This is a genomic window from Arthrobacter sp. NPDC080073 (genome assembly GCF_040686575.1).
Lineage (GTDB): Bacteria > Actinomycetota > Actinomycetes > Actinomycetales > Micrococcaceae > Arthrobacter.
Genome location: NZ_JBFBKR010000006.1, coordinates 1 through 25,709, shown reverse-complemented (window position 1 = coordinate 25,709; position 25,709 = coordinate 1). Strand labels below are relative to the sequence as shown.

General features: G+C 63.7%; 30 protein-coding genes. 14 read left to right on the top strand and 16 right to left on the bottom strand.

All coding sequences use genetic code 11. The features are described 5' to 3' along the window. Positions 1 to 49: 49 nt before the first annotated feature. A complete protein-coding gene (locus AB0O52_RS09105) occupies positions 50 to 667 on the top strand; it encodes a hypothetical protein (protein WP_364536452.1) in 618 nt (205 codons plus the stop codon). Here AB0O52_RS09105 and AB0O52_RS09100 read toward each other — a convergent pair. The 3 genes from AB0O52_RS09100 to AB0O52_RS09090 form a co-directional block, all read right to left on the bottom strand. After that, positions 655 to 927: a Txe/YoeB family addiction module toxin gene (locus AB0O52_RS09100; RefSeq protein WP_364536449.1), complete on the bottom strand. Its 273-nt coding sequence runs from the start codon at positions 925 to 927 to the stop codon at positions 655 to 657. The genes AB0O52_RS09105 and AB0O52_RS09100 overlap by 13 nt on opposite strands. Then, positions 924 to 1,175: a type II toxin-antitoxin system prevent-host-death family antitoxin gene (locus AB0O52_RS09095; protein WP_364536446.1), complete on the bottom strand. Its 252-nt coding sequence runs from the start codon at positions 1,173 to 1,175 to the stop codon at positions 924 to 926. The genes AB0O52_RS09100 and AB0O52_RS09095 overlap by 4 nt, the downstream gene beginning before the upstream one ends. Before the next feature lie 63 nt (positions 1,176 to 1,238). Next, the gene (locus tag AB0O52_RS09090) at positions 1,239 to 1,745 is read right to left on the bottom strand and encodes an anthrone oxygenase family protein (RefSeq protein ID WP_364536443.1); all 507 of its coding nucleotides are present in this window, start codon (positions 1,743 to 1,745) and stop codon (positions 1,239 to 1,241) included. A 133-nt stretch (positions 1,746 to 1,878) separates the two neighbouring features. On the opposite strand from AB0O52_RS09090, the gene AB0O52_RS09085 reads away from it, so the two are divergent. Beyond that, positions 1,879 to 2,895 (top strand): glycosyltransferase family 4 protein, encoded by a 1,017-nt coding sequence (locus AB0O52_RS09085; RefSeq protein WP_364536440.1) that lies wholly within the window; start codon positions 1,879 to 1,881, stop codon positions 2,893 to 2,895. A 7-nt stretch (positions 2,896 to 2,902) separates the two neighbouring features. Here the strand turns inward: AB0O52_RS09085 and AB0O52_RS09080 are convergent, their stop codons facing one another. The 3 genes from AB0O52_RS09080 to AB0O52_RS09070 form a co-directional block, all read right to left on the bottom strand. Further along, the gene (locus AB0O52_RS09080) at positions 2,903 to 3,520 is read right to left on the bottom strand and encodes a uracil-DNA glycosylase (RefSeq protein WP_364536437.1); all 618 of its coding nucleotides are present in this window, start codon (positions 3,518 to 3,520) and stop codon (positions 2,903 to 2,905) included. A 153-nt stretch (positions 3,521 to 3,673) separates the two neighbouring features. Next, the gene (locus AB0O52_RS09075) at positions 3,674 to 4,069 is read right to left on the bottom strand and encodes an RNA-binding S4 domain-containing protein (protein ID WP_364536434.1); all 396 of its coding nucleotides are present in this window, start codon (positions 4,067 to 4,069) and stop codon (positions 3,674 to 3,676) included. Between the two features lie 54 nt (positions 4,070 to 4,123). After that, positions 4,124 to 5,158 carry an aldo/keto reductase gene (locus AB0O52_RS09070; protein ID WP_364536431.1) on the bottom strand — a complete coding sequence of 345 codons (1,035 nt, stop codon included), beginning with the start codon at positions 5,156 to 5,158 and terminating at the stop codon, positions 4,124 to 4,126. Positions 5,159 to 5,403: 245 nt separating this feature from the next. On the opposite strand from AB0O52_RS09070, the gene AB0O52_RS09065 reads away from it, so the two are divergent. After that, positions 5,404 to 5,895, top strand: coding sequence for a flavin reductase family protein (locus AB0O52_RS09065; RefSeq protein WP_364536428.1), 492 nt, complete (start codon positions 5,404 to 5,406; stop codon positions 5,893 to 5,895). A gap of 27 nt (positions 5,896 to 5,922) precedes the next feature. Here the strand turns inward: AB0O52_RS09065 and AB0O52_RS09060 are convergent, their stop codons facing one another. Continuing rightward, complete coding sequence (locus AB0O52_RS09060) at positions 5,923 to 6,705, bottom strand: hypothetical protein (protein WP_364536425.1); 783 nt, start codon at positions 6,703 to 6,705, stop codon at positions 5,923 to 5,925. A 192-nt stretch (positions 6,706 to 6,897) separates the two neighbouring features. Between AB0O52_RS09060 and AB0O52_RS09055 the strand changes: the two genes are divergently transcribed. Further along, the gene (locus AB0O52_RS09055; RefSeq protein ID WP_364536422.1) at positions 6,898 to 7,302 is read left to right on the top strand and encodes a YchJ family protein; all 405 of its coding nucleotides are present in this window, start codon (positions 6,898 to 6,900) and stop codon (positions 7,300 to 7,302) included. Here the strand turns inward: AB0O52_RS09055 and AB0O52_RS09050 are convergent. Both AB0O52_RS09050 and AB0O52_RS09045 read right to left on the bottom strand, forming a co-directional pair. After that, the gene (locus AB0O52_RS09050; protein ID WP_364536419.1) at positions 7,299 to 9,251 is read right to left on the bottom strand and encodes an acyl-CoA dehydrogenase family protein; all 1,953 of its coding nucleotides are present in this window, start codon (positions 9,249 to 9,251) and stop codon (positions 7,299 to 7,301) included. The two genes, AB0O52_RS09055 and AB0O52_RS09050, sit on opposite strands and share 4 nt — an antisense overlap. A 64-nt stretch (positions 9,252 to 9,315) precedes the next feature. After that, positions 9,316 to 9,618, bottom strand: a complete 303-nt coding sequence (locus AB0O52_RS09045; RefSeq protein WP_364536417.1) for a hypothetical protein — start codon at positions 9,616 to 9,618, stop codon at positions 9,316 to 9,318. Between the two features lie 243 nt (positions 9,619 to 9,861). Here AB0O52_RS09045 and AB0O52_RS09040 point away from each other — a divergent pair, with 243 nt between their 5' ends. From AB0O52_RS09040 to AB0O52_RS09030, 3 genes are read left to right on the top strand one after another with little or no spacing between them, the layout of a single operon-like run. Beyond that, complete coding sequence (locus tag AB0O52_RS09040) at positions 9,862 to 11,319, top strand: DUF3375 family protein (RefSeq protein ID WP_364536414.1); 1,458 nt, start codon at positions 9,862 to 9,864, stop codon at positions 11,317 to 11,319. Continuing rightward, positions 11,312 to 12,388, top strand: a complete 1,077-nt coding sequence (locus AB0O52_RS09035; protein WP_364536411.1) for a DUF4194 domain-containing protein — start codon at positions 11,312 to 11,314, stop codon at positions 12,386 to 12,388. Before AB0O52_RS09040 ends, AB0O52_RS09035 begins: the two co-directional genes overlap by 8 nt. Beyond that, a complete protein-coding gene (locus AB0O52_RS09030; protein WP_364536408.1) occupies positions 12,385 to 15,846 on the top strand; it encodes an ATP-binding protein in 3,462 nt (1,153 codons plus the stop codon). The genes AB0O52_RS09035 and AB0O52_RS09030 overlap by 4 nt, the downstream gene beginning before the upstream one ends. A 112-nt stretch (positions 15,847 to 15,958) precedes the next feature. On the opposite strand, the gene AB0O52_RS09025 is transcribed toward AB0O52_RS09030, so the two are convergent. Together AB0O52_RS09025 and AB0O52_RS09020 are read right to left on the bottom strand one after the other, a co-directional pair. Beyond that, a complete protein-coding gene (locus tag AB0O52_RS09025; protein WP_364536405.1) occupies positions 15,959 to 16,453 on the bottom strand; it encodes an FBP domain-containing protein in 495 nt (164 codons plus the stop codon). A gap of 7 nt (positions 16,454 to 16,460) precedes the next feature. Then, positions 16,461 to 16,637 (bottom strand): hypothetical protein, encoded by a 177-nt coding sequence (locus AB0O52_RS09020; RefSeq protein WP_364536402.1) that lies wholly within the window; start codon positions 16,635 to 16,637, stop codon positions 16,461 to 16,463. Between the two features lie 107 nt (positions 16,638 to 16,744). Between AB0O52_RS09020 and AB0O52_RS09015 the strand changes: the two genes are divergently transcribed. Beyond that, the gene (locus tag AB0O52_RS09015; RefSeq protein ID WP_364536399.1) at positions 16,745 to 17,680 is read left to right on the top strand and encodes an SGNH/GDSL hydrolase family protein; all 936 of its coding nucleotides are present in this window, start codon (positions 16,745 to 16,747) and stop codon (positions 17,678 to 17,680) included. Between the two features lie 2 nt (positions 17,681 to 17,682). Beyond that, entirely contained in the window at positions 17,683 to 18,543 is an 861-nt protein-coding gene (locus tag AB0O52_RS09010; RefSeq protein WP_364536396.1) for an SGNH/GDSL hydrolase family protein, read from the top strand. A gap of 21 nt (positions 18,544 to 18,564) precedes the next feature. Here the strand turns inward: AB0O52_RS09010 and AB0O52_RS09005 are convergent, their stop codons facing one another. Continuing rightward, positions 18,565 to 18,849, bottom strand: coding sequence for a YciI family protein (locus AB0O52_RS09005; protein WP_234754497.1), 285 nt, complete (start codon positions 18,847 to 18,849; stop codon positions 18,565 to 18,567). 61 nt (positions 18,850 to 18,910) lie between these two features. Further along, a complete protein-coding gene (locus AB0O52_RS09000; RefSeq protein WP_364536393.1) occupies positions 18,911 to 19,543 on the bottom strand; it encodes an NADPH-dependent F420 reductase in 633 nt (210 codons plus the stop codon). A gap of 121 nt (positions 19,544 to 19,664) precedes the next feature. Between AB0O52_RS09000 and AB0O52_RS08995 the strand changes: the two genes are divergently transcribed. Both AB0O52_RS08995 and AB0O52_RS08990 read left to right on the top strand, forming a co-directional pair. Beyond that, positions 19,665 to 20,144: a MarR family transcriptional regulator gene (locus tag AB0O52_RS08995; protein WP_364536390.1), complete on the top strand. Its 480-nt coding sequence runs from the start codon at positions 19,665 to 19,667 to the stop codon at positions 20,142 to 20,144. 71 nt (positions 20,145 to 20,215) lie between these two features. Next, entirely contained in the window at positions 20,216 to 20,977 is a 762-nt protein-coding gene (locus AB0O52_RS08990) for an SGNH/GDSL hydrolase family protein (protein WP_364536387.1), read from the top strand. On the opposite strand, the gene AB0O52_RS08985 is transcribed toward AB0O52_RS08990, so the two are convergent. From AB0O52_RS08985 to AB0O52_RS08975, 3 genes are all read right to left on the bottom strand, one after another. Continuing rightward, the gene (locus AB0O52_RS08985; RefSeq protein ID WP_364536384.1) at positions 20,974 to 21,747 is read right to left on the bottom strand and encodes an FAD:protein FMN transferase; all 774 of its coding nucleotides are present in this window, start codon (positions 21,745 to 21,747) and stop codon (positions 20,974 to 20,976) included. The genes AB0O52_RS08990 and AB0O52_RS08985 overlap by 4 nt on opposite strands. A gap of 61 nt (positions 21,748 to 21,808) precedes the next feature. Further along, the gene (locus AB0O52_RS08980; protein WP_364536381.1) at positions 21,809 to 22,369 is read right to left on the bottom strand and encodes an FMN-binding protein; all 561 of its coding nucleotides are present in this window, start codon (positions 22,367 to 22,369) and stop codon (positions 21,809 to 21,811) included. Continuing rightward, positions 22,366 to 23,835 (bottom strand): ferredoxin reductase family protein, encoded by a 1,470-nt coding sequence (locus tag AB0O52_RS08975; RefSeq protein WP_364536378.1) that lies wholly within the window; start codon positions 23,833 to 23,835, stop codon positions 22,366 to 22,368. Before AB0O52_RS08975 ends, AB0O52_RS08980 begins: the two co-directional genes overlap by 4 nt. A 428-nt stretch (positions 23,836 to 24,263) precedes the next feature. Between AB0O52_RS08975 and rpmB the strand changes: the two genes are divergently transcribed. From rpmB to rpsN, 3 genes are read left to right on the top strand one after another with little or no spacing between them, the layout of a single operon-like run. After that, positions 24,264 to 24,500: a 50S ribosomal protein L28 gene (gene rpmB / locus AB0O52_RS08970; RefSeq protein WP_078107326.1), complete on the top strand. Its 237-nt coding sequence runs from the start codon at positions 24,264 to 24,266 to the stop codon at positions 24,498 to 24,500. Next, complete coding sequence (gene rpmG / locus AB0O52_RS08965) at positions 24,500 to 24,667, top strand: 50S ribosomal protein L33 (protein ID WP_003798558.1); 168 nt, start codon at positions 24,500 to 24,502, stop codon at positions 24,665 to 24,667. The genes rpmB and rpmG overlap by 1 nt, the downstream gene beginning before the upstream one ends. Before the next feature lie 2 nt (positions 24,668 to 24,669). Beyond that, complete coding sequence (gene rpsN, locus AB0O52_RS08960; RefSeq protein WP_234754509.1) at positions 24,670 to 24,975, top strand: 30S ribosomal protein S14; 306 nt, start codon at positions 24,670 to 24,672, stop codon at positions 24,973 to 24,975. The last annotated feature ends 734 nt before the right edge of the window (positions 24,976 to 25,709 follow it).

Sequence of the window (25,709 nt, the reverse complement as noted above, 5' to 3'; positions counted from 1 at the left end):
ACCGGCATTCGTGAGGCGAAAGAACTGCTGCGGGAGCATAATTACTCCCATGGCCAGCCGTCCGCGCGGGGGATGGGATTCAGCGAGACGGGCAGCACCGCCCATCACGGTGGAAGTGCCGGTCCTCGGTATCGGGGCGGGGCCCTCGGACTACGAGGAGTTGGCGCGCTACGTGTTTGCGTTGCGCCGGTTGCGGGGATTGCACATGACGCTGTTGCACCTGGGTGTCCTTGAGGACTTTTGCCGGGACGTGGCGGCTTGGACCAAAGGCAACACCAGCGCCGAGTCCGCCCAGCTCAGGACCGTTGCGTGGCTTGAGGCGCTGCCTGTGCTCGGGGCCTTTTCCGGCAGTTCGGAAAGGCTGATCGTCCTAGGCGGGGGCGGAGTGTGTGGACTGGAAGTGGACATACCCGCCGCGGTGCGCGACTATCAGCTATCCCTCGTGCACGCCCTTCACGAACTCCTGGATGAATTGCTCGTCGACAACATCGACGACTTCATCCTCAGCTCCCCTGCCCTTGGATTCCGCTCGCCTCGCTGGGTACCCCACGTGGCCGTGGGCAGGCCAATGTACAAGGGCCGTGGGCCTTGGGAGATTGGCCGGGTGGGAGTTGATTTCGGCGAATCGCGGATCAGGAACCGCCAAACCCTCCCTCAATTACCGTAGTGGTACCTGCAAGCCGCGATTAGCACCTCGATGCCCTCGTCAGTTTCGACGAACTTGTACACCAGGCGATGCTCGTCCGTGATGCGCCGTAACCAATATCCGTGGAAACCATGTTTCAGCGGCTCGGGCTTGCCGATGCCCTCATTGCCGTGCCGGGTTATGTCCTGCAGCAACCCATTGATTCTCTTCAGTGTCTTGCGATCTTGGGATTGCCACCAAACGTAGTCCTCCCACGCCGCCGAGGACCAGATCAGCCTCATTCAGCGAGATCCCGGGCCACGCCCCGGCCAGCTTCCAGTTCCTCGATGGACGAAAGGATCCTTTGCGCGTTGGCCGGACTGCGCAGTAGGTATGCAGTCTCGCGGAGGGACTCGTAGTCATCACGCGAAACTATGACGACGTCTTCCTTGCCTGGCCGGGTGATGATTACTTCTTCCCGGTCATTCGTGACGGCGTCGAGAGTCTCCTTGTAGTGGGCTCGGGATTCCGAGTAGCTGAGTGTGCGCATGGTGATCTCCCTAAGTGGCGTACAGAATATTGTACGCCGATTTGGTGGATCGATCCGGAATTGCTATCCGTGGCTTTTCAGCCGGATCGTCCGGGCCTGGTGGATGGCGGCCAGGGCAACCGCGCTGGCTGTGAGCCTGAGGGCGTGGACCCTGTACCACCGCTTCAACAGCGGCTTGCGGCGCTCCTCGTCGAGGGGCTGCAGGCTGAAGAACAGCTTGGGGTTGATGGATCGCAGCAGGTACGCCGTAGCGGCAGCACCCGTGGCGGAGCTGGCGGCGGCCACTATCAGCCAAGTCCGGCTTTCGGAATGCCTCCATCCGCTGATGAGGGCAGCGACGGCGGCAGGGGCACTGAGCGGCGCGATCGGCGCGTAGTAGCGCCCGGGGCTTCCCGCTCCGAAGGCGGTTCGAGGGAGTTCACGGCTCGCTTCCGCGGCCGCCACCCGGTCCGGGATTTTGACGACGGCCTCGTAGAGGTTGCCGAAAAACCAGTGTGCGTGGGTGAACTCCGCGACCCCCAAGAGCCGACCAGCGAACACATCCCGACCGTCTGAAGAAGTCTGTCCCATGCCCACAATCTACCGCCGATGCGCAGCGCCGGGCGCGTAGTTCGCCTTCCTCCTGAGCCGCCCGGGCTATATGGTCAACACCATGGTCTGAGGACCGTGAGGACAAAACGACCGGCCTGATGGAGGACTACCCTTGGTCGAGATCTATATGGTTTTGCCCGCGAATGTGCGCCATCGTTCCGGGGGAAATGTCTATAACGCGAGGCTGGCTGAGGCACTCCGCGCGGAGGGTGCAGAGGTCTCCGTCCGCGAGTTCGACGGCGGCCGGCCTTCGGGAAATGGGGACGACCGGAGTCCCTTTCCCGATGCATTTGCCGGAGGCACCCCGCCCATCTACATTGTCGACGGCCTGATTGCCTCGGGCGCGCGCACGGAGATTGAGACAGCAACTAGTGCAGGGCGCCGCGTCTGGGTACTGCTCCACATGCCCCCTTCCGCGGAGGATCCAGTGGAAATGAGCGCGCTCCGCGCAGCGACGGGTCTTCTCTGCACCGGTCCCCGTACTGCCGAAGCGGCCAGAAGCCTGGGCCTGCGCAACGTGCACTTGGCGATCCCCGGTGTAGATCTCCCATCGAAGGCGCTCCCGAGTCCACGAGGTGCTGCGGCACCGCATTTCATTATGGTGGGCGCCCTGCTTCCCAATAAGGACCAGATCTTCTTTGTCGACGCGCTCGCCCGGATCAAGGACCTGGAGTGGACCGCGGCCCTTGTGGGCTCCACAGAAGCAGACCCCGCCTACGCCACCGCCGTGCGGGAGCGCATCATCCGGAATGGACTTGAAAAGCGGGTGGAAACAACAGCTGAGCTTTCCGGCAAGGCCTTGGAGGAGCAGTGGCTCCGCGCTGATCTCAGTCTGTTGATCTCACACTCGGAGTCCTTCGGCATGGTGGTCCAGGAGTCCCTGGCTCACGGCATACCGGTAGTGGTCCGTAAGGGAACCGGCGCCGTCGAAGCGCTCGGCGCCCACGGGGCCGGTGAAGCGATCGATCTCACCGCAGGAATCGGATCGTTGGAGAAGCTCCTGCGTAGATGGCTTGGCGACCCTGCCCTGCGGGAGGGATGGCGGGCGGCAGCCGAGGCGGCAAGCAGGGTGTTGCCGCGATGGGAAGACACCGCACGGGAGGTCCTTCGCGCCGTCACTGCGGTGTAAAGAGCCCCTAGAGGTGCTGGATGCCTGCCCGCTGCATCGCGTCCCGGTAGGTTTCGATGTTCTTTGCCAGGAGTTCCTGCTGCTTCGCCTCGGACAGGGCAAACGCCCGACCACCGAGCGCGCTTGCTTTGTAGACCTTGATCCCGTGCTGCCGGAGCGGGGAGTGGTAGGTCTTCTCAAAGAGTGCAAGGAAGGCGGCGGCCTCCGCACCGTGGGCGACGACGGCGGAAACCCGCTTGTTGATCTTGAGGAACTGGCGGAACGGGCGGAGCCCGTCGGTCTTCTCCTGTGCGCTCAGTGCCGGCGGCAGTTCCGGGTCGCGGACCCAGGGGTAGCAGTTCCACGGCATGACATAGCGGACGTCCAAGTCGGCTGAGTCATAGATCAGCTGCGCACGCCGGGCGGCGTCGTCGTCGTTGAGGTGCGATACGAAACCCGAGGCGGGAGCCCGCCCGGGGCTGGTCTGGAGGGTGACGATCCGGCACTCATCTTCGTCATGCACCGGATCGATGTAAGGCACGGTGGAACCTGGCCTTTTGGCCATCAGTTCGTCGCACAGCTGCGTCACGGCAGCAATGTTGGGCTCCTGTAGCAAGGCCCTTTTTTCGTCCCAGTCAATGGTCACGTTCTCTCCTTCGGCAGCGCGGCGTCCAGAATCGGCGTCCCTTGCCACTTTACGCCGTCGCTTTACGCGTCGCTCACCCTCCTGCAGAGCCGAGGGACAAAACTGCCCGACGCCGGGCCGTGCCGGGCGCCAGCCGTCCCCCTGTCAGCTGGGCTACTGTCCCCTGAGCTTCTGCATATCGCGCCGGTCCTTCTTGGTGGGCCGTCCTGCGCCGCGGTCGCGCTGCGGCAGCCCGAGGGCGGGCGCGGCGGGGCGCTCCGGAGTGTGATCGGTAAAGCAGTGGGATGCTGCTTCAGCCCCTACCCTTTTTGCAATGAGCCTCCGCACTTCAAGGATGCGCTCGAAGCCAGGCTGCCGTACACGGATGGTGTCGCCGATAATCACGGACTGGGAAGCCTTGACCGGGTTCCCGTTGATTCGCACGTGTCCTGCCCTGCAAGCGGTTGTGGCCGCGGAACGGGTTTTGTAAGCACGGATGGCCCAGAGCCAGGCGTCAATGCGCACATTGGCGCTTTTTGATGGTTGGGCGGAAGTCGGAAGGCTCGTCATGATTGCGAACGAGTATAGTCGGCGCGCGGCCTGGGCTGTTGTCCGCAAAGCCGGTTACCGGCGTCGAAGTTCCGCGTATTCAAGGTGCGGGACAACCGTACCTGCGTCCCGCTCCAGGAAGTTGGTGCCGGGCGACACGATGTCGTCAATGGCATCCAGGACGGCTTCATTGAGGACAACATCCGCGGCCTTGAGGTAGTCGACCAGATGGTCCTCCGTGCGTGGACCGATAACCACGCTGCTGACGGCCGGATGATTCAAGGCGAAGGCGACAGCGAGCTGGATGAGGGTGAGTCCGTGCCGCTCGGCGACGCGGCCCAAGGCATCGGCGGCCAGGAGCTTGTTCCTGTTGAAAGGTGCCGAGACGTCGAAGCGCCCGGGAACGGCCGACGCGCGGGAGCTTGCGGGCTGGGGGACTCCCACGCGGTAGTTCCCGGAGAGCCAGCCGCCGTCGAGCGGTCCATAGCTGAGCACGCCAAGGTTGTACTGCTGCGTGATCGCGAAGACGTCGCGCTCATTCGCCCGGACCAGCAACGAGTAGGGCACCTGATCCACCACTGGCGGAATGAGATGGTTCGTAGTGGCGATCCACTGTGCCTCCACAAGCTGCGACGGCGTGAACACCGACGTTCCGTAGTAGAGGATCTTGCCCTGCCGGATGAGGTCGTTGAGGGCCGTGATGGTTTCCAGGACGTCCGTGTTGTAGTCGGGACGGTGTGCTTGGTAAAGGTCGATCCTGTCCGTCTGCAAGCGGTGCAGGCTCCCTTCCACGGCCTTCATGATCCAGCGCCGGGAATTCCCCGCGTGGGCGGGATTCGGGCCCATTTGTCCATGGAACTTGGTGGAAAGGAAAACGTCATCCCGCCTGCCATGGAGGGCCCGGCCCACAATAGCCTCTGCCTCGCCCTGCGAATAGATGTCTGCGGTATCGACGCTCGTGATGCCGGCGTCGAGGGCCGCATGGACAATGCGGATGCTTTCTTCGGCGCCCGTGGGCGCCGAACCCGTCCCAAGGTTAAGGGTTCCCAGGGTAAGGGGGCTGATCAGGGCGCCTGTGCGTCCCAGGGTTCGAAGCTCGCTGAGGCTCATCTCCGGCTTCCTCCGTGAAGAATCAAGGCTGTGCAATGGATTGACACGACGCTACACATGTCGTGGCCGGCGCACTCGAAAAACGTACAAATTCTTCGCTTTTCGTATTGCGGGGTAACGAAAACAACGCATGTCGAATTAAGAATTGACCTGAATCGACACGCGAATACACAAATATTGCCGTTATCGGCGTCCAGTGAATTAGTAGGAAGGCAGGCACGAAACTACAGAGAAAGGAACCCGCCATGACCCAGGTAACGGTGGATGGAGCCGCTTCGATCAAGCAGGCGTTCGCGCAATTTCCCTCAGGCGTGGCGGCTTTCAGTGCCATGGTCGGCTTCGTACCGGAGGCCCTGGTGGCATCGAGCTTCACAGTGGGAGTCTCGCTCGAACCGCCGCTCGTCATGTTTGCGGTGCAGAACTCCTCCACCACATGGCCCAAGCTCCGGCGCGCCCCTCGTCTGGGTGTTTCCATCCTGGCCCAGGGCCAGGAGGCTGTGTGCCTGCAGCTCTCCTCGCGGACGCAGGACCGATTCGCCGGCCTTGCGACCTCAACGAGCGACGCCGGTGCGGTGCTGATCGACGGCGCGGCGCTCGTGCTTGAGTGCGAAGTGGTCTCCGAAACGCCTGCGGGCGACCACGCGATCGTCGTCCTCGAAGTGAAGTCCGTGGAGATCAACCACGACGCCGAGCCCCTCATCTACCACGGGACGGGGTTCAGGCAACTGGCCGCCTGAGCCCGGACCAGCCGGGCGCTGCGGACGCTACGCCCGGGGGCGCGCCCCGGCAGAGGCGGTCACGCGGCCGGATGAGACAGCCTTGCCGCCATGGGGGTCTCCCCGGTGTTCGCGGACCGGCGCGGTAGTCCCGGGCGACTCCGCCGGGTTCCCTTCGTCGGGTTCCTCGTCAGAAGCAGGCGCTTCCTCACCGGCTGACGCTCCCCGCGCCCGTTCAGCTTCCTGCGCCCGTTCAGCCTCCCGCGCTGCGGCCCGGGCGTCAGCCTCGGCGACGGCAGCGGCCCACTGGCTGTTCAGGACCGGAGGATCCTGCTTCACCGCAACCACGAAGGGATGTTCCCTGGCCTGGGTTGTGGCGACGGCGGTGGCCGTGGCTGCGATTCCGGCTTTGATCTGGGTGGGCTTAGGCCAGGCCCGCGGGTTCACGAGCGACTTCCACGGGAAGTTCCGGACAGCAGCCCACGACGCCGACCACAGCAACCTTGTGGTCCCAACGATTCCAGGACGCGGTCTCCCCGGGACGAATGGCCCGGTGCCCGGCAAGCCGTCTTCCGCCGTCGTCGATTCCTCGGAATACGACGGTGGGGCGGGGGCGCGTCGAGGCCGCGGGGGCAAGTGCACAACCGGTACGGCATCGTGTTTCGGGAAGATCCCCACCATCGCGAGCAGGATGATCCAAAGCAGCTTCCCGACGCCGGCCAGCACCAAGGTGACAACCATCAGGAAGCCCAAACCAAGGAACATCAACAAGGCCAGCCCGAGCGTTCCAAAAAAGGTCAGATTGAGGCCAAGTGTTGTTGGATCCTCCACGTAGCCTCCCCGAGCCAGAGTTGTGAGGTGGGCGCCGCAACCGAAGGTCTGCGGGCATGTCTTCTAGACTACGGTCGAAATCTGAATGAATCATCCGCCAAACTGCGGCTTGCCGAGGTTGTTTCGAAGCTGTTATCTGCTGTGACAAAATTTGTTGCCTAGCTCTCACCTTCTCTTCCAGATAGGGCACCAATGTCACTCGATCCGGCCCGCCTCCGCCTAGGCGCCTGCCCGTGCTTGTCCGGAGAGCCGTACGCCGAGTGCTGTGGACGCTTCCACCGTGGAGACGCCGATGCGCCCACGGCCGAACAGCTCATGCGTTCGCGCTACTCGGCGTTCGTGGTCCTTGACAGCGATTATCTTCTGCGCACGTGGCACCCTGACACCAGGCCTGCCGCGCTGGACCTGGACCCGGACATTGAATGGCGCCGGCTGGACATCCTGGCGACGCACGGGGGCGGTCCCTTGGACACCGAAGGGACGGTCGAGTTCGCGGCGCACTACCGTTCCGACGGCGAACGTGGAGTCCAGCGCGAAAACAGCCGCTTCCTGCGGATCGACCGGCGTTGGTACTACCTCGACGGCGACTCCGGCTAGCGGTACTTCCGGTGCAGGCTCTCCTTCGACGAGGCGCGCGGGGTGGCGTCGGCGATCCACGGACCCGTTCCTTCGGATTGGTCAAGGATTCCGGCCTCAAGCCAGGCGTAGTCGCCCGCGAGGACGTTCGAGGACAACTCGTGATCGACGTCGTCGGTGTTCCGCCACAACTGGTCGAAGTATCCGTCCACGCGAATCCGGGCCTGCTCGCAATAGGCTTCGGCAAGTTCGTACGCGGCAGCGCCTTGCTCCGGTGCGGTCTGCAGCAGCATTTCGGCCCGTGAGCAACACGCAGCCATGGCAAACAGCTCGGCCCCGATATCGACGATCCTGCCGAGGAACGCTTGTTTGTGCTCAAGCCTCGCCTGCCAGCGGCCCATCCCGTAGAACGTCTGCCGGGCGAGCCGGCGCGAAGCCCGCTCCACATACCGCAATTGCTTGGCCAAACGCCCAAACTCACTGTAGGACCGCGGGTCCATGCCGGCTCCGGCCACCAACTTAGGGAGCCATTTGGCGTAGAAACCTGAGGCGCCGACGGCGGCACGCGCCTTCTCCTGCAGGGTTGCGTCCGCGGAGGCGAGCTCGCCCGCTGCCGAAAGGTGGGCGTCGACGGCTTCACGGGCGATGAGCAGGCGCATGATCTCGGACGAGCCCTCGAAGATCCGGTTGATGCGCATGTCCCTCAGCAACTGCTCGGCGGCCACCGCGCGTTCCCCGCGGGCCTCCAGGGAATCCGCCGTCTCAAATCCACGGCCGCCGCGGATCTGCACCAACTCATCAGCCACCGTGTAGCTGAGTTCAGTGGACCAAAGCTTGGCCAGAGCGGCCTCGATCCGCACATCTTTCTGGCCGGCATCGGCCATCTCGGCAGACAGTTCGAAAACGGCTTCAAGGGCAAAAGTGGTGGCGGCGATGAACGCGATCTTCTTGCCGACGGCCTCGTGTTTTCCGACCGGCCGGCCCCATTGGGTGCGGGCATTGGACCATTCGCGGGCGATCTTCAACGACCACTTGCCCGCCGCCACGCACAGCCCGGGTATCGAGAGCCGGCCGGTGTTGAGCGTGGTGAGCGCGATCTTGAGTCCCTGGCCTTCGCGGCCCAGCCGGTTGGCGGCCGGTACGCGGACTTGGTGGAACCGGGTCACGCCGTTCTCGATGCCGCGCAGACCCATGAACGCGTTGCGGTTCTCCACCGTGATGCCGGGAGAATCCATTTCCACGACGAACGCCGTGATTCCGCCCTTTTCTACCGTTCCATCCGGGTTGGTGCGCGCAGGCACCACGGCCATGACCACTACCAGTTCGGCGATCACGCCGTTGGTGGTCCAAAGTTTCACGCCGTCCAAAAGGTAAGACTCGCCGTCGTCGCTTGGCACTGCGGTGGAGCCCATCCGCGCGGGGTCGCTGCCGACGTCGGGCTCCGTCAGCAGGAAGGCGGTGATGGCGCCGGCCGCGCAACGCGGCAAGTACTCCTGCTTTTGTTCCGGAGTGCCGAAGACTTTGACCGGTTCCGGGACGCCGATGGACTGGTGGGCCGACAGCAGCGCGCCAAGGCTCGGGTGGACTGACCCCAGCAGTGCCAGCGCCCTGCCGTAATAGACCAGCGAGAGGCCCAAACCGCCGTACTCGCGCGGAATCTTCATGCCGAAAACGCCTAGCTCGGTGAGGCCGGCGAGGTATTCGTCCGGGATCTTTGCATCGCGTTCGATGGTTCGGCCGGACATGGTGCCGCAGAACTCCGCCAGCTTCGCCATGAACTCTTCGCCGCGCTGGACGTCTTCGGCTCTTGCCTGGGGCCAGGGATGTATCAGCCCGAGATCGAAGTCTCCCAAATACAATCCCTTGGCGAAACTCGGGCGGTTCCATTCGGTGTCGCGGGCGGCCTCGGCGACGGCGCGGGCTTCTGCGGCCGTGACGCCGCTGCTCTTGTTATCAGTGGCGGACGTCATGGGAGGACTCCTCTTGCCGGTTGTGCCGGTTCGAGCCCAGGATCCGCCTCGGGTGGGGGACCCTTCAGCTGTCCCTCAATGCTACCCGCGGGTAGGTACCTGTGCTAGGGGCGGTTTGCGATGGGAATTCCACCGGAAGTTCCACTTTTCCGGCCTGGTGGACCAGTTGGTCCCACGCAAAATTGATGCCGTGGACCAGCCCGCCCAGCACGTTTTTCACGGTGAACCAGGCGAGGCTCCCGGCTCCGAGCAACGCAAGGGCGGCCATGGCCGCTACCGCGATGAAGGCTGCCAGAACCAGGCCAAGGATCAGTGTCCCCGCGAAGACATAGGTGCTGCTGTCTAAGGTCGTCAAGTCGAACTGCATTGGGTCCCCTCCGCAACGCTGCCAAAGCCGACGTCGGTGTCGGCGTCGTTGGTGTCGACACTAGGGGCGGCATCGGCGATTCGGCCAGCAACGACACCGGCGCCGGGGCCGTTGATATGCGATCGAAACCCTACCGGCAGGTAGATCACGGAAGGGTTGCGGCGCACCCTGCGTTAACCTTGTACGGGGCAGTTTTCGGGATTTCCGCTGCCAGACGGTTCCGCGGCAGCTGAAGGAGAGTAAGTGTCCCGCTCAGCAATGTCCTCAGCCGATGCCATCAGTGCACGGCTCAGGGACCTCGAACTCCTGACCAAAGGCCCCGCGTGGGCCCTCACGCGCTCGGCGCCATGGGTCATCGCGGTGCTCCAGGCCTCCTTCACCCGAACAAGGCCGCAGCTTCCGCTCGAAGAGTTCCATGCCGACGTCGACGCTTTCCTTGAGCAGCTCCGCAGGCAGGATCCCGGGCTGGGCGGCCAGGCGAGCGGCAAGGCATTTGCCGACGAATGGACCCGCAAGCAGTTCCTGACCCGCCGCAGCCAGTCCGGCCAGATCGTCTATGAAATCACCGAGGCGGCTGCGCGCGTCCTGGCGTTCCTCGATAGCCTCTCCAGTGAGCGCTCCACCCTTAACGGTTCCCGGCTCGGAACGCTGCTGGGCGACGTCGAAAAGCTCGCCAATGAGACGAATCCTGATCAAAGCGCCCGTTTGGAATCCCTTGAAGAGGAGATCCAGGAGCGCCGGCAGCTGATCGAGGAGATCAGCTCGGGCGACTTCGACGGTCTCTTGGACGATGAGGAAGCCGTCGAAGCAGCCGGGAACATCCTGGACCTTGCGGCGAGCCTGCCTGCCGACTACAAGAAGATGCGAGACCGCATCGAAGAGCTGGTTGGCGAGCTCCGCAACCAGATCATCGAGGAGTCCCTCAGCAAGGGCGCCACCATGGCGCAGGTCCTGGAGGCGGACAAACGCTTGCGGCAGAGCCCCGAGGGCCGCACCTTCCGCTCCTTCACGGCCTTCCTTGAGGACCCGCAGCAACAATTGCGCTTCCGCTCAGCGATCGGCGACGTGTTGAGCCGCCAATTCGCGGACGACCTTAGCCATGAGGACCGGGAAACCCTCAAGAACCTCGTGGCGGAACTGCGTACCCAGCACAGCCAGATCCAGCGCATCTACGGCAGGCTGTCCGAAAGCCTGAACAACTACATCCAGAGCGACGACATCCGCCAGTCCGTCCGGCTCCGGCAGGTCCTGCGCGAAGCCGAACAGGCTATCCGCTCCATGCCCTACGAACGCGACCGTCCCGGCCTTGTCCGCGGCCCGGTGTTGTTCAATGCCGGATTCGAATCGCTCGCCATGGTCAAGCTCTTCGATCCGGATGAGTTCGCGGCGCCGCCGAAGCTCGCCGACCCCATCGCCTTCAGCGATTCGGACCGTGTCCGTTCGCTGCGCTCCGCGAAGGCAAGGCCCGACGTCGTCCGCTCGGCGATGGCCGGCGCCTCCACACTGGCAGAGGCCTGGGCGAACCTCCCGGAGGAAGAGCGGCACATCAACACTGTGCGGGCCCTCCTGTCCGAAGCGCTGCACGGTGGTGCGGCGTTCGACCGGGCCGCTTGGGAAAACATCGACTTCGAACAAATCGATGGCAGCACACGCACCGCGTACCTGCCGCTCGTGACGCTGACTAAGGATTCCGATGACTGACGCCCACCCCACCGAGCATGCCCCCTTTTCGGAGCAAGGAGTGGACATAACGCAGCATGTCCAGTCCGAGGGTTCCCAAGACGGACATGCGCATTCCTGGACTGGGGCGGAAGACGGACATGCTCGTCGGGAGGTGCCCAGCGATGGACATGTCCACCCGGATCCGTTCCGAGTCACGCCCCGCGACACGTTCGTCGACGGCGCGGCGCTGTTCCCGGGCGATACCGGCGTGCTGCCCATGAAGGTCCGCCAGGCCCTCGTGCGGCTACTCAAGGGCCCGTATGTCGACGGCGGCCGCGACGAAAAGCTCTGGACGACCCTTCTGGACAACCAAGTGATCCTCCGTAGCCGGCTTTCGGAGCTCTTCCTGAACCTGCAGCTGGACCACGAGCGCAAGATCGCGGTGCTCCGACCCGTCGATCCCGAAGCCATCGGAGGAAGCGCCCGCTCAAGCATTCTTCGCCAGCAGCGCGCGTTGAGCCGGGTGGAAACCATCGTGCTTCTGCGCCTGAGGCTCCTCCTCGACCGCCATGTCACGGCCCAGACAGACCCTGTGATCACCCGCGAAGAAATCGCCGAACTCGTGGCGCACTACCAGCCATCCGGCCAACAAGACGCCCTCCGCGATACCGACGTCGTGAACCGCACGGTCACGAAGCTCCTGGCCCGCCAACTGCTCCTGGCCACCGGCATCGAAGACACCTTCGCGATCTCCCGAGCGCTCCCACTAGCCCTCCCCTTCGAAAACATCGGCGACATCCCGGCCCAAATCGAAGCACTGATCGCAGTAGCAGCCGACGAATCAGGCACGGAACCCCTCATCGAACTAACAGACACGGACGACGACGACCCCAACTCCAACGACGACGCTGACTCCGGCCTGGACGACACCAATGGTGACAATCACGCCGCAGCGGTGGATGCCGGCCCGGGAGTGGCATCGGGCCTGTCGGAGCCGCGCGCTGAGCTGATCGAAGATCAGCTGCGCGGCGAAGGGGCGGGGCCGGCATCCACCGCGGAGGCTTACGCAACCACAACAGCGAAGACCACCAGGGAGGCAGCCAAGTGACTATCGCAACCATGCTTCCGATCGGCGAACTCACGAACCCGGGCCAGATGCGCCTTGCCTTGGTCCAGGTGGTCAACTGGGGCACGTTCCATGGCGCCCACACGATGCACGTGGACCGCAACGGCACGCTGCTCACAGGCAACTCGGGCGTCGGCAAGTCGACGTTGTTCGATGCCATGCTCCGCGTCTTCGATGCCCGTCCGCGCTCCAATGAGGCTGCCGCGCAGCGTGCCGGCGGGGCCGTGGAGGACAAGAGGACCACCTTCACGTACATGCGTGGAAAAGTGGGCGACAAGGCCGTGGGCGAGGGCTCGGCGAGTGCCTTCCAGCGCCCGGGTGCCACCTGGTCCGCCGTCGCGCTGACGTTCGACAACGCCGCCGGCACCAAGATCACTATCTCGGCACTCTTTGACCTGCCTAAGAACGGCACGGAGTCCAGCGTCGGCCGGTTCTACGTGATCGACAACAAGCCCCTGGATCTCGGAGCGATCGAGGGCATCGCGGAGAAGCGCTTCACCAAGGGAGCGCTGGAGACCATCTTCCCGGATGCCCAGATCTTCGATGTCCACAAGGCCTTTGCGGAGCGTTTCCGCCGGCTTCTTGGCATCAACTCGGACCAGGCGCTTCCGCTTTTGCGTGTGATCCAGGCCGGTAAGGGGCTCGGCGGCAGCGTCAACACGTTCTTCCGGGATCAGGTGCTCGACGCGCCCGCGACGCTCACGGCTGCGGACGACGTCGTCGAGGAATTCAGCAACCTCATGTCCATCAGGCAGCGGCTGGAGGACGTCCGCCAGCAGCGCGATCAGCTCGCTCCCGTGCCCGGGATGAACAAGGAGTATGCCCAGTCGCTGCTGGAGGCCAACCGGCTCCGGGAGCTCAGCGGCGAGGAGTTCGACGCCTACAAGCAGCAGCTCTCGGTCACGGTCCATGCCAAGACCTTGGCCCGCTTCAAGGACCTTGCCCAGGCGAAAGCCAAGGAGCTCAGCGCTGAGCGAGGCGTCCGCGACGCGCTCGCCAAGGAACTTCGCCAGCTCGAATCGGATTACAACAACCAGGGCGGGAACGCGATTTCGGCGATCGAGCAGTCGCTCGAAAATGCCCGGGTCGGCCTCAAGCTCCGCCAACAGGTCGAGGAAGCTGCCCGCCAGGCATTGGCCGACGCCGGACTCAACCTTGAGTGGACAGCTGAGGGTTGGGAGCAGGCCCACGAGCAGGCCGCGAGCCGCTCCGCCGAACTCAAGGACGATTCCGAAGCGCTGAGGGAACTCCGGTTCGAAGCCTTCGACGGCCACGCCACCAAGAAGCGGGAACTCGCTGCAGCCCAGCAGGAGCTCGTCTCGCTGAAGACGCGCAAGTCGCTGCTGCCGCCGTCGAGCATTGAAAACCGCGCCGCGATCGCCGCAGCCACCGGCGTCCCCGAGGACCGCATGCCCTTCGGTGGCGAGCTGATAGACCTCGCCGAGGGGGAGGAACAGTGGCGGCCCGCGGCCGAGCGCGCCTTGCGCAACCTGGCCACGACCCTGTTGGTTCCGGGCGAGCATTTCGCTACGGTCACGCGTTACCTCAACGACAACACCGTCCGCGGTGCGCTGCGGGCCGTGGACGTTTCCAAACCGCTCGCGGGCGGCGCTTTGGCTGTGGAGGACGTGTCCGACGGCGATTTGCTGACGAAGCTGAACATCCTCACCTTGGGTGCCAATGAGGACGCCGGAAAGTGGATCCGCGAGCGGATCGCCCTCGATTTCGCCTACCCGTGCGTGGAAGACCCGGACGAACTCGCAAAGCTCGACAAGGGCCTGAGCCTGGGCGGAGTGGTCAAGCGCAACCGCCACACCGTGGAGAAGGACGACCGCTTCACGAGCCGACAGGACTACGTTCTCGGTTTCGACAATGCTGCCAAGCTGGAGCTCGTGGCCGCGAAGGTGGGCGAGCTAGAAAACGAGCTGCTGAAGGCCGCCGAACTAGCCCAAAGCCGCGAGGATTCCCACCAAGGGATGACGCGCCAGCTTGAAGCGTTGCGCCGCATCGCCGACGACGAACGTGGCTGGGAGCAGGTCTCTGCAGCGGTCGCCTCGGAGGAGCTCGCCAAGATCGAACAGCGGCTCAAGGATGCCTTGGCTGCGCAGGCCGACCTGGAACCATTGCGTGCAAACATCGAGGCCGTGCGCGAAAAGCACCAGTCCTCCACAGGGTCGGCAGCGGTTTTGCAGAGCGAATACAAGACGCTCGATCAGCAGATGACCACGGCTGACGCCCTCCTTGATGCCGCACGCAACCGCCTGGACCAGGCGCCGCCGTCGGGCACTACCGTGACTGCCCTCGAACCGTACTTCAGCGCATTCGGCGAGGTGGGCGAGCTCCACGAACTCGACACCCTGGCTGCCGAAGTCCGGAGCAAGCTCCTGGCGGAACTGCACGCCGCGGAGTCCCGCGGGCAGGCGTTGGCCGAGCGGCTGACGCGCATGTTCGAAGGGTTCGTACGCGAGTGGGGCACCGCCATTTCCGCGGACCACGGCACCTCGATCGGTGCTGCGGGGGAGTTCGAGTCCCGCTATCACCAGATCGTCAGCGAAGGGTTGCCCGCGCAGGAAGCCGAATTCCGGCAGTTCTTCAACCAGCGCACCCACGAATCGTTCAGCACGCTGCTCCACCTGCTCGACGAGGAACGCCGCGCCATCACGAGCCGAATCCTGCCCCTCAACGGCATCCTGTCCGAGGTCAATTTCCACGAGGGAAGCTTCCTGGAACTCGACATCAAGCAGACGCTGCCCGCCACCGCGAAGCAGTTCAAGGACGCCATCCACAACGCGTTGAAGACGCGTCACTCGCGGCCGTCCCGCGCGGCCGGCGCAGCTTCGGGCGGGGCCCCGAGCGAGGCGGACGACGACGTCGAACTCACGAACCGCTACAAGTCGCTCGAAACCCTGGTCAAGCGGCTCGGTTCGCAGACCCCCGAGGACCGGCGGTGGCGAGCCGAGGTGCTGGATGTCCGCGGGCATCTGTTCATCCAGTGCAAGGAGCACCGCTCCGTCCAAGGCCCGCGTGGTGGAAAGAAGACCGAGGTGTACATGCACGCGGACACCGGCTCGATGTCCGGTGGAGAGCGGCAGCGTTTCACGGCGTTCATCATGGCCGCGGCGCTGAGCTACCAGTTGGGTATCGCCGAGCAGGGATTCACGACCTACGGAACGGTCATGATGGACGAGGCGTTCGTCCTGGCATCGGAGGAGTTCGCCGGTGCGGGCATCAAGGCCTTGCACGAGTTCGGCTTCCAATTGTTGCTGGCCGCGCCCGAAAACGTCATTGACCTCTCCCGGCACCTTGGCTCCGTCACCGAAATCCTGCGCGACAAACGAACCAACCGCTCCGGCGTGCTCACGGCTCCAGTCATCGGCGGTCCGGGCGTGCCCGGCGAATGGCGTTCCGAGGCCAACCCCGTGGACATCGTCCTCCGGTAACTCCGACGCCCGCTCACTTGTGTGGGACTTTCGGCCGACGCCCGCTCACTTGACGTGAGCCGGCGTCGGCGGTTTTGCCCTCAAAGGTGAGCGAGCGTTTGCCGCGGCAGCTCTACTTTCCTTGGACCCGCCCCAGGAACTGGGCGGTCCGGGACTGCAGTCCGGCGATTTGGCGAACGACGACGGCGGCCGGGTCCGGATTGATCTCATTCGCCGGGGGCTCCTTGCGGACGTTGGCGCAGCAGCCGAAATCGGCACAGATCAACGTCCCCACGGTATTGCCGTCGCGCCCCGATTGGCCCGCGCGCTTGGCAACCCAAAGATAGACGTCGTCCTTGGAAAACACGTCGCGGCACAGCTCGCAAAGTACAGAGCGCTTCTTGCCGGAGCCTCCCTCCGGCGCACGCAGCATGATGCCAGTGAGGGAGCCCCCGTTCGGGAGGACGAGATATCCCCGCATCGGCATCTTTTCGTCTCGCCAGCCCAGGAATTCGAGCTCGTCCCAGTCGAGGGAATCGAAGTCCTTCGGGAGGTTGAGTTTGGCGGCCTCCGAGCGGCTCGCATTGATGAATGAGGAACGGATTTGTTGGGCGGTGATTTTCTGCACGGCGGGGTTAGATTTCCTGGCCGCCGAGCGGGATGGCCGACGCAGAGGGGGATGCAAAGCAGGCCAATACGGCCACCTCGCCAACCACGGCAGCGCCAACGTGTGCAGTGCGCATGCTCATCCTCTCGATCTCCACCGCTTTCGCGGCCTTGGCGCCGTCCGTTGAATCAACCGGCTCTGTCATCTTTGCAAACGCCGTCCCCGGTGTCCAAAAATCCGTGCGTTGAAGCTCGAGCGTCGAATTAACCTGCGCTTTGCCGGCGGGCAACCGGGCCGGGTTACGCTGGCGTCGTGGCTGGGAACGTGCTTCATGCTGACCAGAACGGACGACGGCGGTTTGTCGCCTTGGGCGATTCCTTCACCGAGGGCGTGGGGGACCGGAATGAGGCCCTACCGAACGGCGTCCGGGGCTGGGCCGACCGTGTTGCCGAGAAATTGGCCAGGGCCGAACCTGGTTGGGAGTATGCGAATCTTGCCGTGCGGAGCAAGCGCCTCCGGCATGTCGTTGAGGAACAGTTGGACCGGGCGTTAGCCATGGAACCCACGCTCATCACTCTCTATGCCGGCGGTAACGACATCCTGGATTTCGGCACGGACATGGACCAACTCATGGCCGAATACGAAAAGCTTGTAGCGCGCCTCGCAGCCACCGGGGCCACATTGGTCTTGTTCACGGGGTACGACGTCAAGGTCTCGGCCGTACTGGAACCGTTCAAGAAGCGCAACGCCCTCTACAACGAACGGGTGCGCCAGCTCGCCGCCAAGCACGGGGCCGTGCTGGTGGACTATTGGTGCCTCGATGCCTACCACGACCGCCGGATGTGGGCCCCGGACCGTCTCCACATGTCCAAGGCCGGGCACAAATACATGGCGGCGCAAGTCCTGGACCACCTCGGCGTCCCCCATAAGTTCTCGCCCAAGGATTGGGAACCGCCGCAGCGGCTCAAGCTGCGCGATTGGGAGCGTCGCCAGCGACGTTGGGTGAACGACTGGGTCCTGCCTTTGTTCGGCCGAAAGCTCCGCGGTGTCACACTCGGGGACACGCTGAGTCCGCGCTGGCCGGAACTCGTGAAGGTTCCGCGGAAGGCCGGGCTTCGGAAGCTCGCAGAACGCCAAGCCGCGGCAGCTGCCTCACGCCGAGCGGTCGCCGCCGCTGACCGAGCGGGCGCCGGAACCCAGGCTCAAGACGAGGGACAAAGCAACGCCCAAAACAACGGGGGGACATGACCATGGCCACGCATACGCCGCTGCGATTCGTCGCGGTTGGAGATTCCTTCACCGAAGGCGTCGGCGACACCGATCTTCGCCTCCCCAACGAGTGCCGCGGCTGGGCCGACCGTGTGGCGGAGGAACTGGCCACGCACCGGCCGCAGACACAGTACGCGAACCTGGCGCTCCGCGGCCGTCGGCTCAGGCAGATCGTGGTTGAACAACTCGAGCCGGCGCTCGCGATGGCTCCCACGCTCGTCAGTTTCCACGCCGGAGGCAACGATCTCCTCGGCGCACGACTGGACATGCGCCTACTGGTCCGTGGGTTCGAGGACGCCGTTGCCCGGATCGCGCAAACTGGTGCCCAAGTCCTGCTGTTCACCGAGTACAACGTGCCGCTCTCGCCGGTGTTGGAGCCGCTTAAGCTGCGCACGGCCGTCTTCAACAAACACATCCGGCGCATTTCCGCAGCCTACGGAACACTTCTGGTGGACCATTGGTGCTTCGAAAAGTACCAGGACCGCCGGATGTGGGCTCCCGACCGGCTGCATATGTCCGGCATCGGACACGAATACATGGCGAAGAAGGTCCTGGAGGTGTTGGGCGCCGCGCACTCGCTCGGCTCGCCGGTGCTTGGGCCGCTGCAGCCGAGGAGCCGCGCCGAGATTATGGCCGACGACGCCGCGTGGCTCAGGCGCGATGTGGCACCCTGGCTTTTGCGTCGTTTCAGGGGAGTTTCGAGCGGCGATCACCTGAGCGCACGGTGGCCGGCGGTCATGCCGGCGTCACGCCTGACAACTTTTTGGGATGGACGGGCATCGAAGCAGCCGAATTTCCGGGATTTCCGCCAACGCGAGGTGCCAAAAATGTGCTCTGCGTGACGCCCAGCGCCCGCAACAGGGCTAGTCCAAGAGGTTTTCGAAACCGGTGGATGCCGTGGTGACCGTGAATTCGATGATCTCGAAGTCGGCTACTCCGTTGACGTAGAACGGATCCGTCGCCAGGGAAGCGTCCAGTGTTGCACGGTCGACGTTGGACAACAGCACGCCCCCGATGGCTGGAACGCGACGTCCGGACGCAACGAACGTACCGGCGTCGAACGCTTCTTTGACCCAATCCATGTGCGCGGGGCGGTGGAAATCGACGATTTCGTCGGGAACTTTGTATGTCAGTGAAACGACGAACATGCCGCCCAGCTTACAACGAGGAGGGCGGCCAAAACGGGCCGCCCTCCGAGAACGCAATGAACTACGGCAGGAGCTTGACGGCGGAGTTCCAGTTGTAGTCGGGGTGTGCTTCGCTGATCTGCAGCGTCATGACGAGCAGTTGGAAGGCTTCGAGCTCACGCGAGCGGCGCAGCGGTCCGACGTTCACCGGGCGCAAGCCGGCACCTTTGACAAAGTCGACGACGGCGGCGGTCGCCTCGGCGTCGTCGCCCGCGACCAGCACGTCGAGGGTTTGGCCGCCCACTTCGCCGTCACCGAGCGTGGCTGCGAACACGGTGTTGAACGCCTTGACCACCGACGCACCCGGGACCAGGGCCTGGAGTTCTTCGGCTGCCGAGGTTCCGGCGGGGACAGTGAGGGAATCGAAGGTTTCGAAGTTCACGGGGTTGGAGATGTCCACGATCGTCTTGCCGTTGAGCGCTGAGCCATAGGACGAAAGGACTGCTTTCGAGGCGTCGAACGGAGTGGCCAGCACTACGATGTTGCCTTCCACGGGGGATCCTGTGATGCCGGAAGTTCCGTTGACCGTCGCCGCAAGCGCAGCGGCAGAGCTTGCGTCGCGGCTGAGGATCTGGACGCTCTTGCCTGCGACGGCCGCGCGGGCCGCAATGCCGGATGCCATGTTGCCGGTGCCGATGATGGTGATGTCAGCCATTGTTGTTTCCTTTGCTTGAGTGCTCATGTTTGGTTCCGCTTGTTTTACTTGAAGCTTCAACTAAGACAATAATGAGCTTAAGTTGAAGTGTCAAGTATTGATTTGCTTCTAAGATGAATCCATGACCGAACCGCGCTGGCTCAACGCCGACGAACGCCGTGCCTGGCTGGCCCTCTTGAGCATCAACACCCTTCTGCCCGCAGCCCTGGATACCCAGTTGCAAGCGGCCGGCAAATTGTCGCTGTTCGACTACAACGTGCTCGCCATGTTGTCCGAAGCGGAGGGGCGATTCCTGCCGATGAGCGAGCTTGCCGCCCGCACCAGCGCTTCCTTGTCGAGGTTGTCGCACGTCGTCACCAAGCTCCAGAGACGCGGATGGGTGGAGCGCGAAGCCCATCCGGGTGATGCCCGTGTCACCGTGGCGCACCTGACGGAGGCCGGCATGGACACCATCGTGTCCCTCGCCCCGGGGCATGTGGATGCCGTCCGCGCGTTGATGTTGGACGCCATGACCGACGAGGACGTTGCGGACCTCGCGCGGATCGGCGAGAAGATCGTGGCCCGCCTGGACGATGACCACTGGATCCTGCGCGAACGCTAAGCCGCGAACGCTAAGCCGAGACCGCCTGGCCGAGTGTGACGGCCGCCCCGCACTGATGAAAGACTGGCGCCATGGATTTTTCTGCCCGGTATGTGGCATTGGGTGACTCATTCACCGAGGGACTTGGCGACGCCGACCCCTCGCGCCCGAACGGAGTCAGGGGATGGGCGGACCTTGTTGCCCATCAATTGGCCCAAAGCAACGACAATTTCGGCTACGCCAACCTGGCCATCCGCGGCAAGAAGCTCCGGCAAGTCATGGCAGAGCAGGTGGACGCCGCCGTCGCGCTGCAACCGACGCTGGTGACCCTGTACGCGGGAGCGAACGACATCTTCCGCCCCAAAGTCGATATCGACAGGCTCATGGAGGAATACGAAGCCGGTATCGAGAAGCTAAGCGCCACCGGAGCCACGTTGCTTCTCTTCACGGGTTTCGACGCCCGCAGCTCCAAGGTTTTCGGCACCATGCGCGGGCGCACCGCTATCTACAACGAATTGCTGCGGGAAATCGCCGAAAACCACGGTGCGCTGCTGGTGGACTATTGGCGCTTCAGCGAATACCACGACTGGCACATGTGGGCACAGGACCGGATGCACATGTCCACTGCTGGTCACATCAACATGGCGAACCGCGTCCTGGCCGTCCTGGAGCACGAAGGTTCCCTCGAGGTCCCGCCGCCCGTCACACAACCCCAGCTTGCGCGGGTGGAAGCGTTGCGGGCCAACGCGCGTTGGGCCCGTGAACACGCCGCACCGTGGGTCGTCCGCCGAGTTACGGGCAAGTCGTCAGGTGATGGCCTCAGCCCGAAGTACCCCCGGCTCACAAAACCCTAACTGTTTTGGCCGGCGAGGTTCCGGAAGCCCGGTGTGGCGAGCAGTCCGCCGTCGTTCTTCACCGCGAGCACGTCCACGTCCCAGCGGGCGGTCGCCAGCGCGAGGCTCCGGGCGCCGCCGGCCATGATGGCGGTGGCGAGAACATCGGCCGTGGTGATGTCGGCCGCTGCCACCGAAACCTGGTGGAACCCTTCGTCCCGCGCGGCTGGGAGGCCCGCAGACCAGATATGGTGGCCGCGTTCGCTGGTCCCGGAGGTCGCCAGTGCGTGTTTTCCCTTGCTGCCGAGCGGAAACGCGGTCAGGAGCGTCGTCCGGTCCTCCGGATCAACAATCCCCGCCAGCCACGGCCGTGTACTGCCCGGTGTGGGGGAACCGTCCACCAGGACATCCCCGCCCGCATTGAGGCACCAATCCTTCAAGCCCAGTGCGAGCAGCGACGTTCCGGCTTCCCGTATGGCATGTGCCTTGACGATCCCCGCCAAGTCAACGACGCCGTCGGGCCGTTCCGCCGTGAACGCACCTTCCGTGAGGGTGCGCCATTCGGTTGCCGCGACATACAGCCGGCGCATGTCCGCCGAGGCATCCATCAGGGCCAGCTCGCGGCGCGCCATCGCGCTCGCCTCCGAGTCGGAACGGTAGAGACTGAACGTCCGATCCAGCCTGTTGAACAACTGCTCGACGACGGCGGCGGCCGCCTCGAGTTCTTCCACGGCAGCTTGGGGAGCCGTCCCTGGAGCAGCTGGGATGGCGAGGCTCACCACGGTGCCCATGCTGGTGAACGTCCGGGAACGAAGGCCGGGCTCCGCACTGCCCTGTCGGGGCCCACTTGGCTTAGAAGTGGGCTGCATCGAGGGCTGCCTGGAGCGATGTGAGATAGGCCTCGCTGGTAACGGTGGCCCCGCCGATGGTCTGCACGTTCGCCGACTGGGCGCTCAGCACCTCTGATCGGAGAAGGGGTGCTGCCCTGGCGCTGATCTGGACGGATCTTTGCTCTTGGTCAGTCAGATGCAGGGCTGTGACATCCGTGATCACCCCGGCCTTGACAGTCACCTGAACCTGGACTGTTCCGAACCGGGTCTCTACGGCCGTGCCGGCGTAGGTGCCGCCCGCCTTGGCCGAAGCTCCCAGGGTGGAACTGGAGCCGGAGCCGGGAGTGGAGCTGGAACTGGAGCCGGAGCTGGAGCCGGCTCCGGTTCCGGAGGACGATCCGGAAGCGCTGCTCCCGGTGGTTCCGGTCGCCGTCGAGCCCGTAGTGGTTCCGCCTAAGTTTCCTGTGGAAGACGTGGTGACCGCCGACGCGTTCGATTCCGACACGTGTGCGCCCGCCTGCCAGCCGACCACGAGGATTGCCGCGGACGCAAGCGCTGCTGAAATTCCTGCCCTGAGTCTCACCAGTCAAACCTTTCGTAGTGGAGTTGTTCCTCCCGCACGCCGGAGCTTTTCGCCTCGGCCAGGAGATGCCCGGCCCATGCAGTCGGACCGCAAATGTAAACGTCGGCGTCCGCTATGTCCGGCACAAAGTCCCGCAGCCGCGAGCTGCCGGCAGAAGCGGGCAGCCAGGCGCTTTGGGGATTCGCGGACCGCGGGCCGGTCAGATGGAAGAGCGTGGCACCGCGTTTCTTGCACAATTCCAGGATCTCGTCTCCTAGGAATAGCTCTTCCGCGCTGCTTCCACGCAACAGGACCGTTGCCTGGCCGGGCGCGAAAGGAGTGGATTCCAGGAGCGCCCGGAGGGGAGTAATCCCGATTCCTGCCCCAATCATCACCACGCGGTCCCGGCTCCGGGCGGCCGTGCTGAAGACCCCGTAGGGCCCTTCGATAGCAACTTTCGTCCCCGGCTTGAGGGAGGCGAGGCGGGCCGAACCGGCCCCCAGATTCCGGACGGTGATCCGCAACGTCGGCTGCCGCGATGATTTCCCCATCCGCGGCTCCGCCGACAAGCTGAACGGATGCGCCTGCCACCACAAGCCGGGAGCGAGGAAGCGCCACACGAAGAACCGGCCGCCGCTTCCGGACAATTCGTTCAAACGCAGCCCGGTCATTTCGATACTAACGACGTCGGGGGACACCCGAACCACGCGGCGTACCGTCAGCTGGTGCCGGTACGTGGCTATGACCGGCTTTGCAACGCGGTACCAAGCAAGCGCCGAGCCCGTTCCTATGCAAAGCAGGAGCCAGTACCAGCGCTGCCAGGTTCCTTCAGCGAACAAGCCGCCCACACTGAACTGGTGCGGGATTGCCGTTGCTACCGCGAGGTAGGTGAGCAGATGAACGAAATACCAGAATTCGTAGGGAAAACGGCGCCGCACAGCTACCAGCGAAGTGACCACCACGGCTATGAACAATGCCATGGAGACGAATGCCAGCCACATATCGGGCACCAACACCCAGAGCGAAACGGCCTCGCTGACGGGGTTCAGGCCCTCGGCCATGCCGTAGCCGGTCGCCAGGAGAAGTCCATGCGCCAACAACAGGTAGAGCGACGGTTTTCCTAGCTTCCGGTGGAACTCCAACGCCCTGTCGTGCCCCACCGCGCCGTCCACAAAAGGCAGGCGCGCCGCAAGCAGGAGCATCAGGATGACAAGGTCCATGCCGGCGAGCCCGGCCAGGATCCCGACGGTGGTGACCGCCTGGGTGGGGTTGCCGACGGACGACACTCCGCCGTCGGCGAGCCACAACGCCACCGCCGCTGCGAGGGACGCCCACAGCGCAACCGTGAGCATGTCCGTCCGGAACATGCGGCGGCGATGCTGCGCAGCGAACCTCCCCTTGGTGGAATTGCGCCGGGCGGCGGCTGGAAGACGGCCTGGCGGTGTATCCACGCGTTGGCCCCGGGAGGCGAGGAGTTGTGAGTTCATGACTCAAGATTGAATGCTCAACCTTTCGTTCTCCTGTGAAGGGGCTAGACGCCGCTTATGAGTTGAGTGACTTGGTTCTTATACACCCGATTGGTCTTAATTTCCCCTAGCCCCTAGACTTATTAGGCGCTAGGTGGCGCGGAGCGTGTGCAATTGCTCCGGTTGGCGGTGACTGTTGGCAACAACGGGATATCCGCGGGCCGGTAGTTAGGGGCTCAAGTTGCGTGCATTCCAGTATTCGCCCAGTATTCCGGCCTTTGTCCGGACCCACTACCTTCGCCGCGGCGGTGATCATTGGCTGGTTTCAGTCGAGGTATCCAGCCTGCGGGAACTACCGAAAACGGTGTGGACTGGTTGCGGACGTCGCCTATTGCACGGGAAGCAGGAACTCTGCTGGCCGTTTCATATTATTTTTTAGGAGAGTCGTCATGGCAGCAAACTGCCAGGTGACCGGAGCCGAGCCGGGCTTTGGACACAGCATTTCGCACTCGCACCGCCGCAACAAGCGTCGGTTCGACCCCAACATCCAGAAGAAGCGCTACTGGGTTCCGTCCCTGCGCCGTAATGTCACGCTGACCCTGTCGGCCAAGGGCATCAAGACCATCGACGTTCGCGGCATCGACGCAGTCGTCGCCGAAGTTCTGGCTCGTGGGGTGAAGCTCTAGTGGCAAAAGACAAGGACGTACGTCCGATCATCAAGCTGAAGTCGACTGCGGGAACCGGTTACACCTACGTGACCCGCAAGAACCGTCGTAACGACCCGGACCGTCTGGTCCTGAAGAAGTACGACCCCAAGATCCGCCAGCACGTCGAATTCCGAGAGGAGCGCTAAACATGGCTAAGAAGTCCAAGATTGCTCGCAACGAGCAGCGCAAGGTCATTGTTGAGCGTTACGCTGCCAAGCGTCTCGAACTGAAGAAGACCCTGGTTGACATCAACGCGACTGACGAAGCACGCGAAGAGGCTCGCCTCGGCCTGCAGAAGCTGCCCCGCAACGCCTCCCCGATCCGTCTGCGTAACCGCGACATCATCGACGGCCGCCCGCGCGGTACCTTCCAGAAGTTCGGTATCTCCCGTGTCCGCTTCCGCGACATGGCTCACCGTGGTGAGCTCCCGGGCATCACCAAGTCTTCCTGGTAGTCCAGAAGCATTAGAAGGGCCGGCAACCGTTTGGTTGCCGGCCCTTCTTGCGTTTAACGCGCTCGGGTCTTGATGCGACCGGCTTCGCGGCCTTGTGATTAAGCTTTGTGATTAAGTGGTGCAGCACACAGTGCCGAATTACGACGCCGGCGGCTTCTTTTTGCGCGGAACCGGCTGCTTTATCCCGGATTGACGCGGTTTTTGGTCGCCTGGGGGGTGATTTGCGTGGGGTCTTGGGGGTGTGTAAAGTAGTTCGAGTCGCCGCCGCTGATGCGGAAAAATTGCGACAGACTCCCTTCCAATTGGAAACCAAATTCCTGGTTCGCTTTTGTGCGTTCCGGTGCGGTTTCCGGGGGTCCCGGATGGTGTTTTGTCCGGCGCGGTTCCCGGGTTCGGGAGTTGTGCGGAGAGAGCGGATCTGGTAAGTTTGGGAAGTTGCTCCGGAGCGATCCTGGACCCTGTGGGGTGTGGGTGGTGCCGGGTGTGTCTGTTGTTTGAGAACTCAATAGTGTGCCAAGTTTGTTGATACCGATTTATTTATATGAATTGGTTGTTTTGGCTGGTCCTGTGTCACCTCCGTGGTGCGGGGCTGGTTTTTTACAGCTGGTTTCAAATTTTGTGCAGCCTGGCCGTCCGTTGTTTCCGGTGGTTGTGGTTGTGTCTGTTTTTGTTTTACTTCAACGGAGAGTTTGATCCTGGCTCAGGATGAACGCTGGCGGCGTGCTTAACACATG

Bases quoted from the DNA above. Each gene is read 5' to 3' on its own strand.
- AB0O52_RS09105 (WP_364536452.1), top strand. From the start codon at position 50: ATGGCCAGCCGTCCGCGCGGGGGATGGGATTCAGCGAGACGGGCAGCA.
- AB0O52_RS09100 (WP_364536449.1), bottom strand. From the start codon at position 927: ATGAGGCTGATCTGGTCCTCGGCGGCGTGGGAGGACTACGTTTGGTGG.
- AB0O52_RS09095 (WP_364536446.1), bottom strand. From the start codon at position 1,175: ATGCGCACACTCAGCTACTCGGAATCCCGAGCCCACTACAAGGAGACT.
- AB0O52_RS09090 (WP_364536443.1), bottom strand. From the start codon at position 1,745: ATGGGACAGACTTCTTCAGACGGTCGGGATGTGTTCGCTGGTCGGCTC.
- AB0O52_RS09075 (WP_364536434.1), bottom strand. From the start codon at position 4,069: ATGACGAGCCTTCCGACTTCCGCCCAACCATCAAAAAGCGCCAATGTG.
- AB0O52_RS09070 (WP_364536431.1), bottom strand. From the start codon at position 5,158: ATGAGCCTCAGCGAGCTTCGAACCCTGGGACGCACAGGCGCCCTGATC.
- AB0O52_RS09065 (WP_364536428.1), top strand. From the start codon at position 5,404: ATGACCCAGGTAACGGTGGATGGAGCCGCTTCGATCAAGCAGGCGTTC.
- AB0O52_RS09055 (WP_364536422.1), top strand. From the start codon at position 6,898: ATGTCACTCGATCCGGCCCGCCTCCGCCTAGGCGCCTGCCCGTGCTTG.
- AB0O52_RS09050 (WP_364536419.1), bottom strand. From the start codon at position 9,251: ATGACGTCCGCCACTGATAACAAGAGCAGCGGCGTCACGGCCGCAGAA.
- AB0O52_RS09045 (WP_364536417.1), bottom strand. From the start codon at position 9,618: ATGCAGTTCGACTTGACGACCTTAGACAGCAGCACCTATGTCTTCGCG.
- AB0O52_RS09035 (WP_364536411.1), top strand. From the start codon at position 11,312: ATGACTGACGCCCACCCCACCGAGCATGCCCCCTTTTCGGAGCAAGGA.
- AB0O52_RS09020 (WP_364536402.1), bottom strand. From the start codon at position 16,637: ATGACAGAGCCGGTTGATTCAACGGACGGCGCCAAGGCCGCGAAAGCG.
- AB0O52_RS09010 (WP_364536396.1), top strand. From the start codon at position 17,683: ATGGCCACGCATACGCCGCTGCGATTCGTCGCGGTTGGAGATTCCTTC.
- AB0O52_RS09005 (WP_234754497.1), bottom strand. From the start codon at position 18,849: ATGTTCGTCGTTTCACTGACATACAAAGTTCCCGACGAAATCGTCGAT.
- AB0O52_RS09000 (WP_364536393.1), bottom strand. From the start codon at position 19,543: ATGGCTGACATCACCATCATCGGCACCGGCAACATGGCATCCGGCATT.
- AB0O52_RS08995 (WP_364536390.1), top strand. From the start codon at position 19,665: ATGACCGAACCGCGCTGGCTCAACGCCGACGAACGCCGTGCCTGGCTG.
- AB0O52_RS08990 (WP_364536387.1), top strand. From the start codon at position 20,216: ATGGATTTTTCTGCCCGGTATGTGGCATTGGGTGACTCATTCACCGAG.
- AB0O52_RS08985 (WP_364536384.1), bottom strand. From the start codon at position 21,747: ATGGGCACCGTGGTGAGCCTCGCCATCCCAGCTGCTCCAGGGACGGCT.
- AB0O52_RS08975 (WP_364536378.1), bottom strand. From the start codon at position 23,835: ATGAACTCACAACTCCTCGCCTCCCGGGGCCAACGCGTGGATACACCG.
- rpmB (WP_078107326.1), top strand. From the start codon at position 24,264: ATGGCAGCAAACTGCCAGGTGACCGGAGCCGAGCCGGGCTTTGGACAC.
- rpsN (WP_234754509.1), top strand. From the start codon at position 24,670: ATGGCTAAGAAGTCCAAGATTGCTCGCAACGAGCAGCGCAAGGTCATT.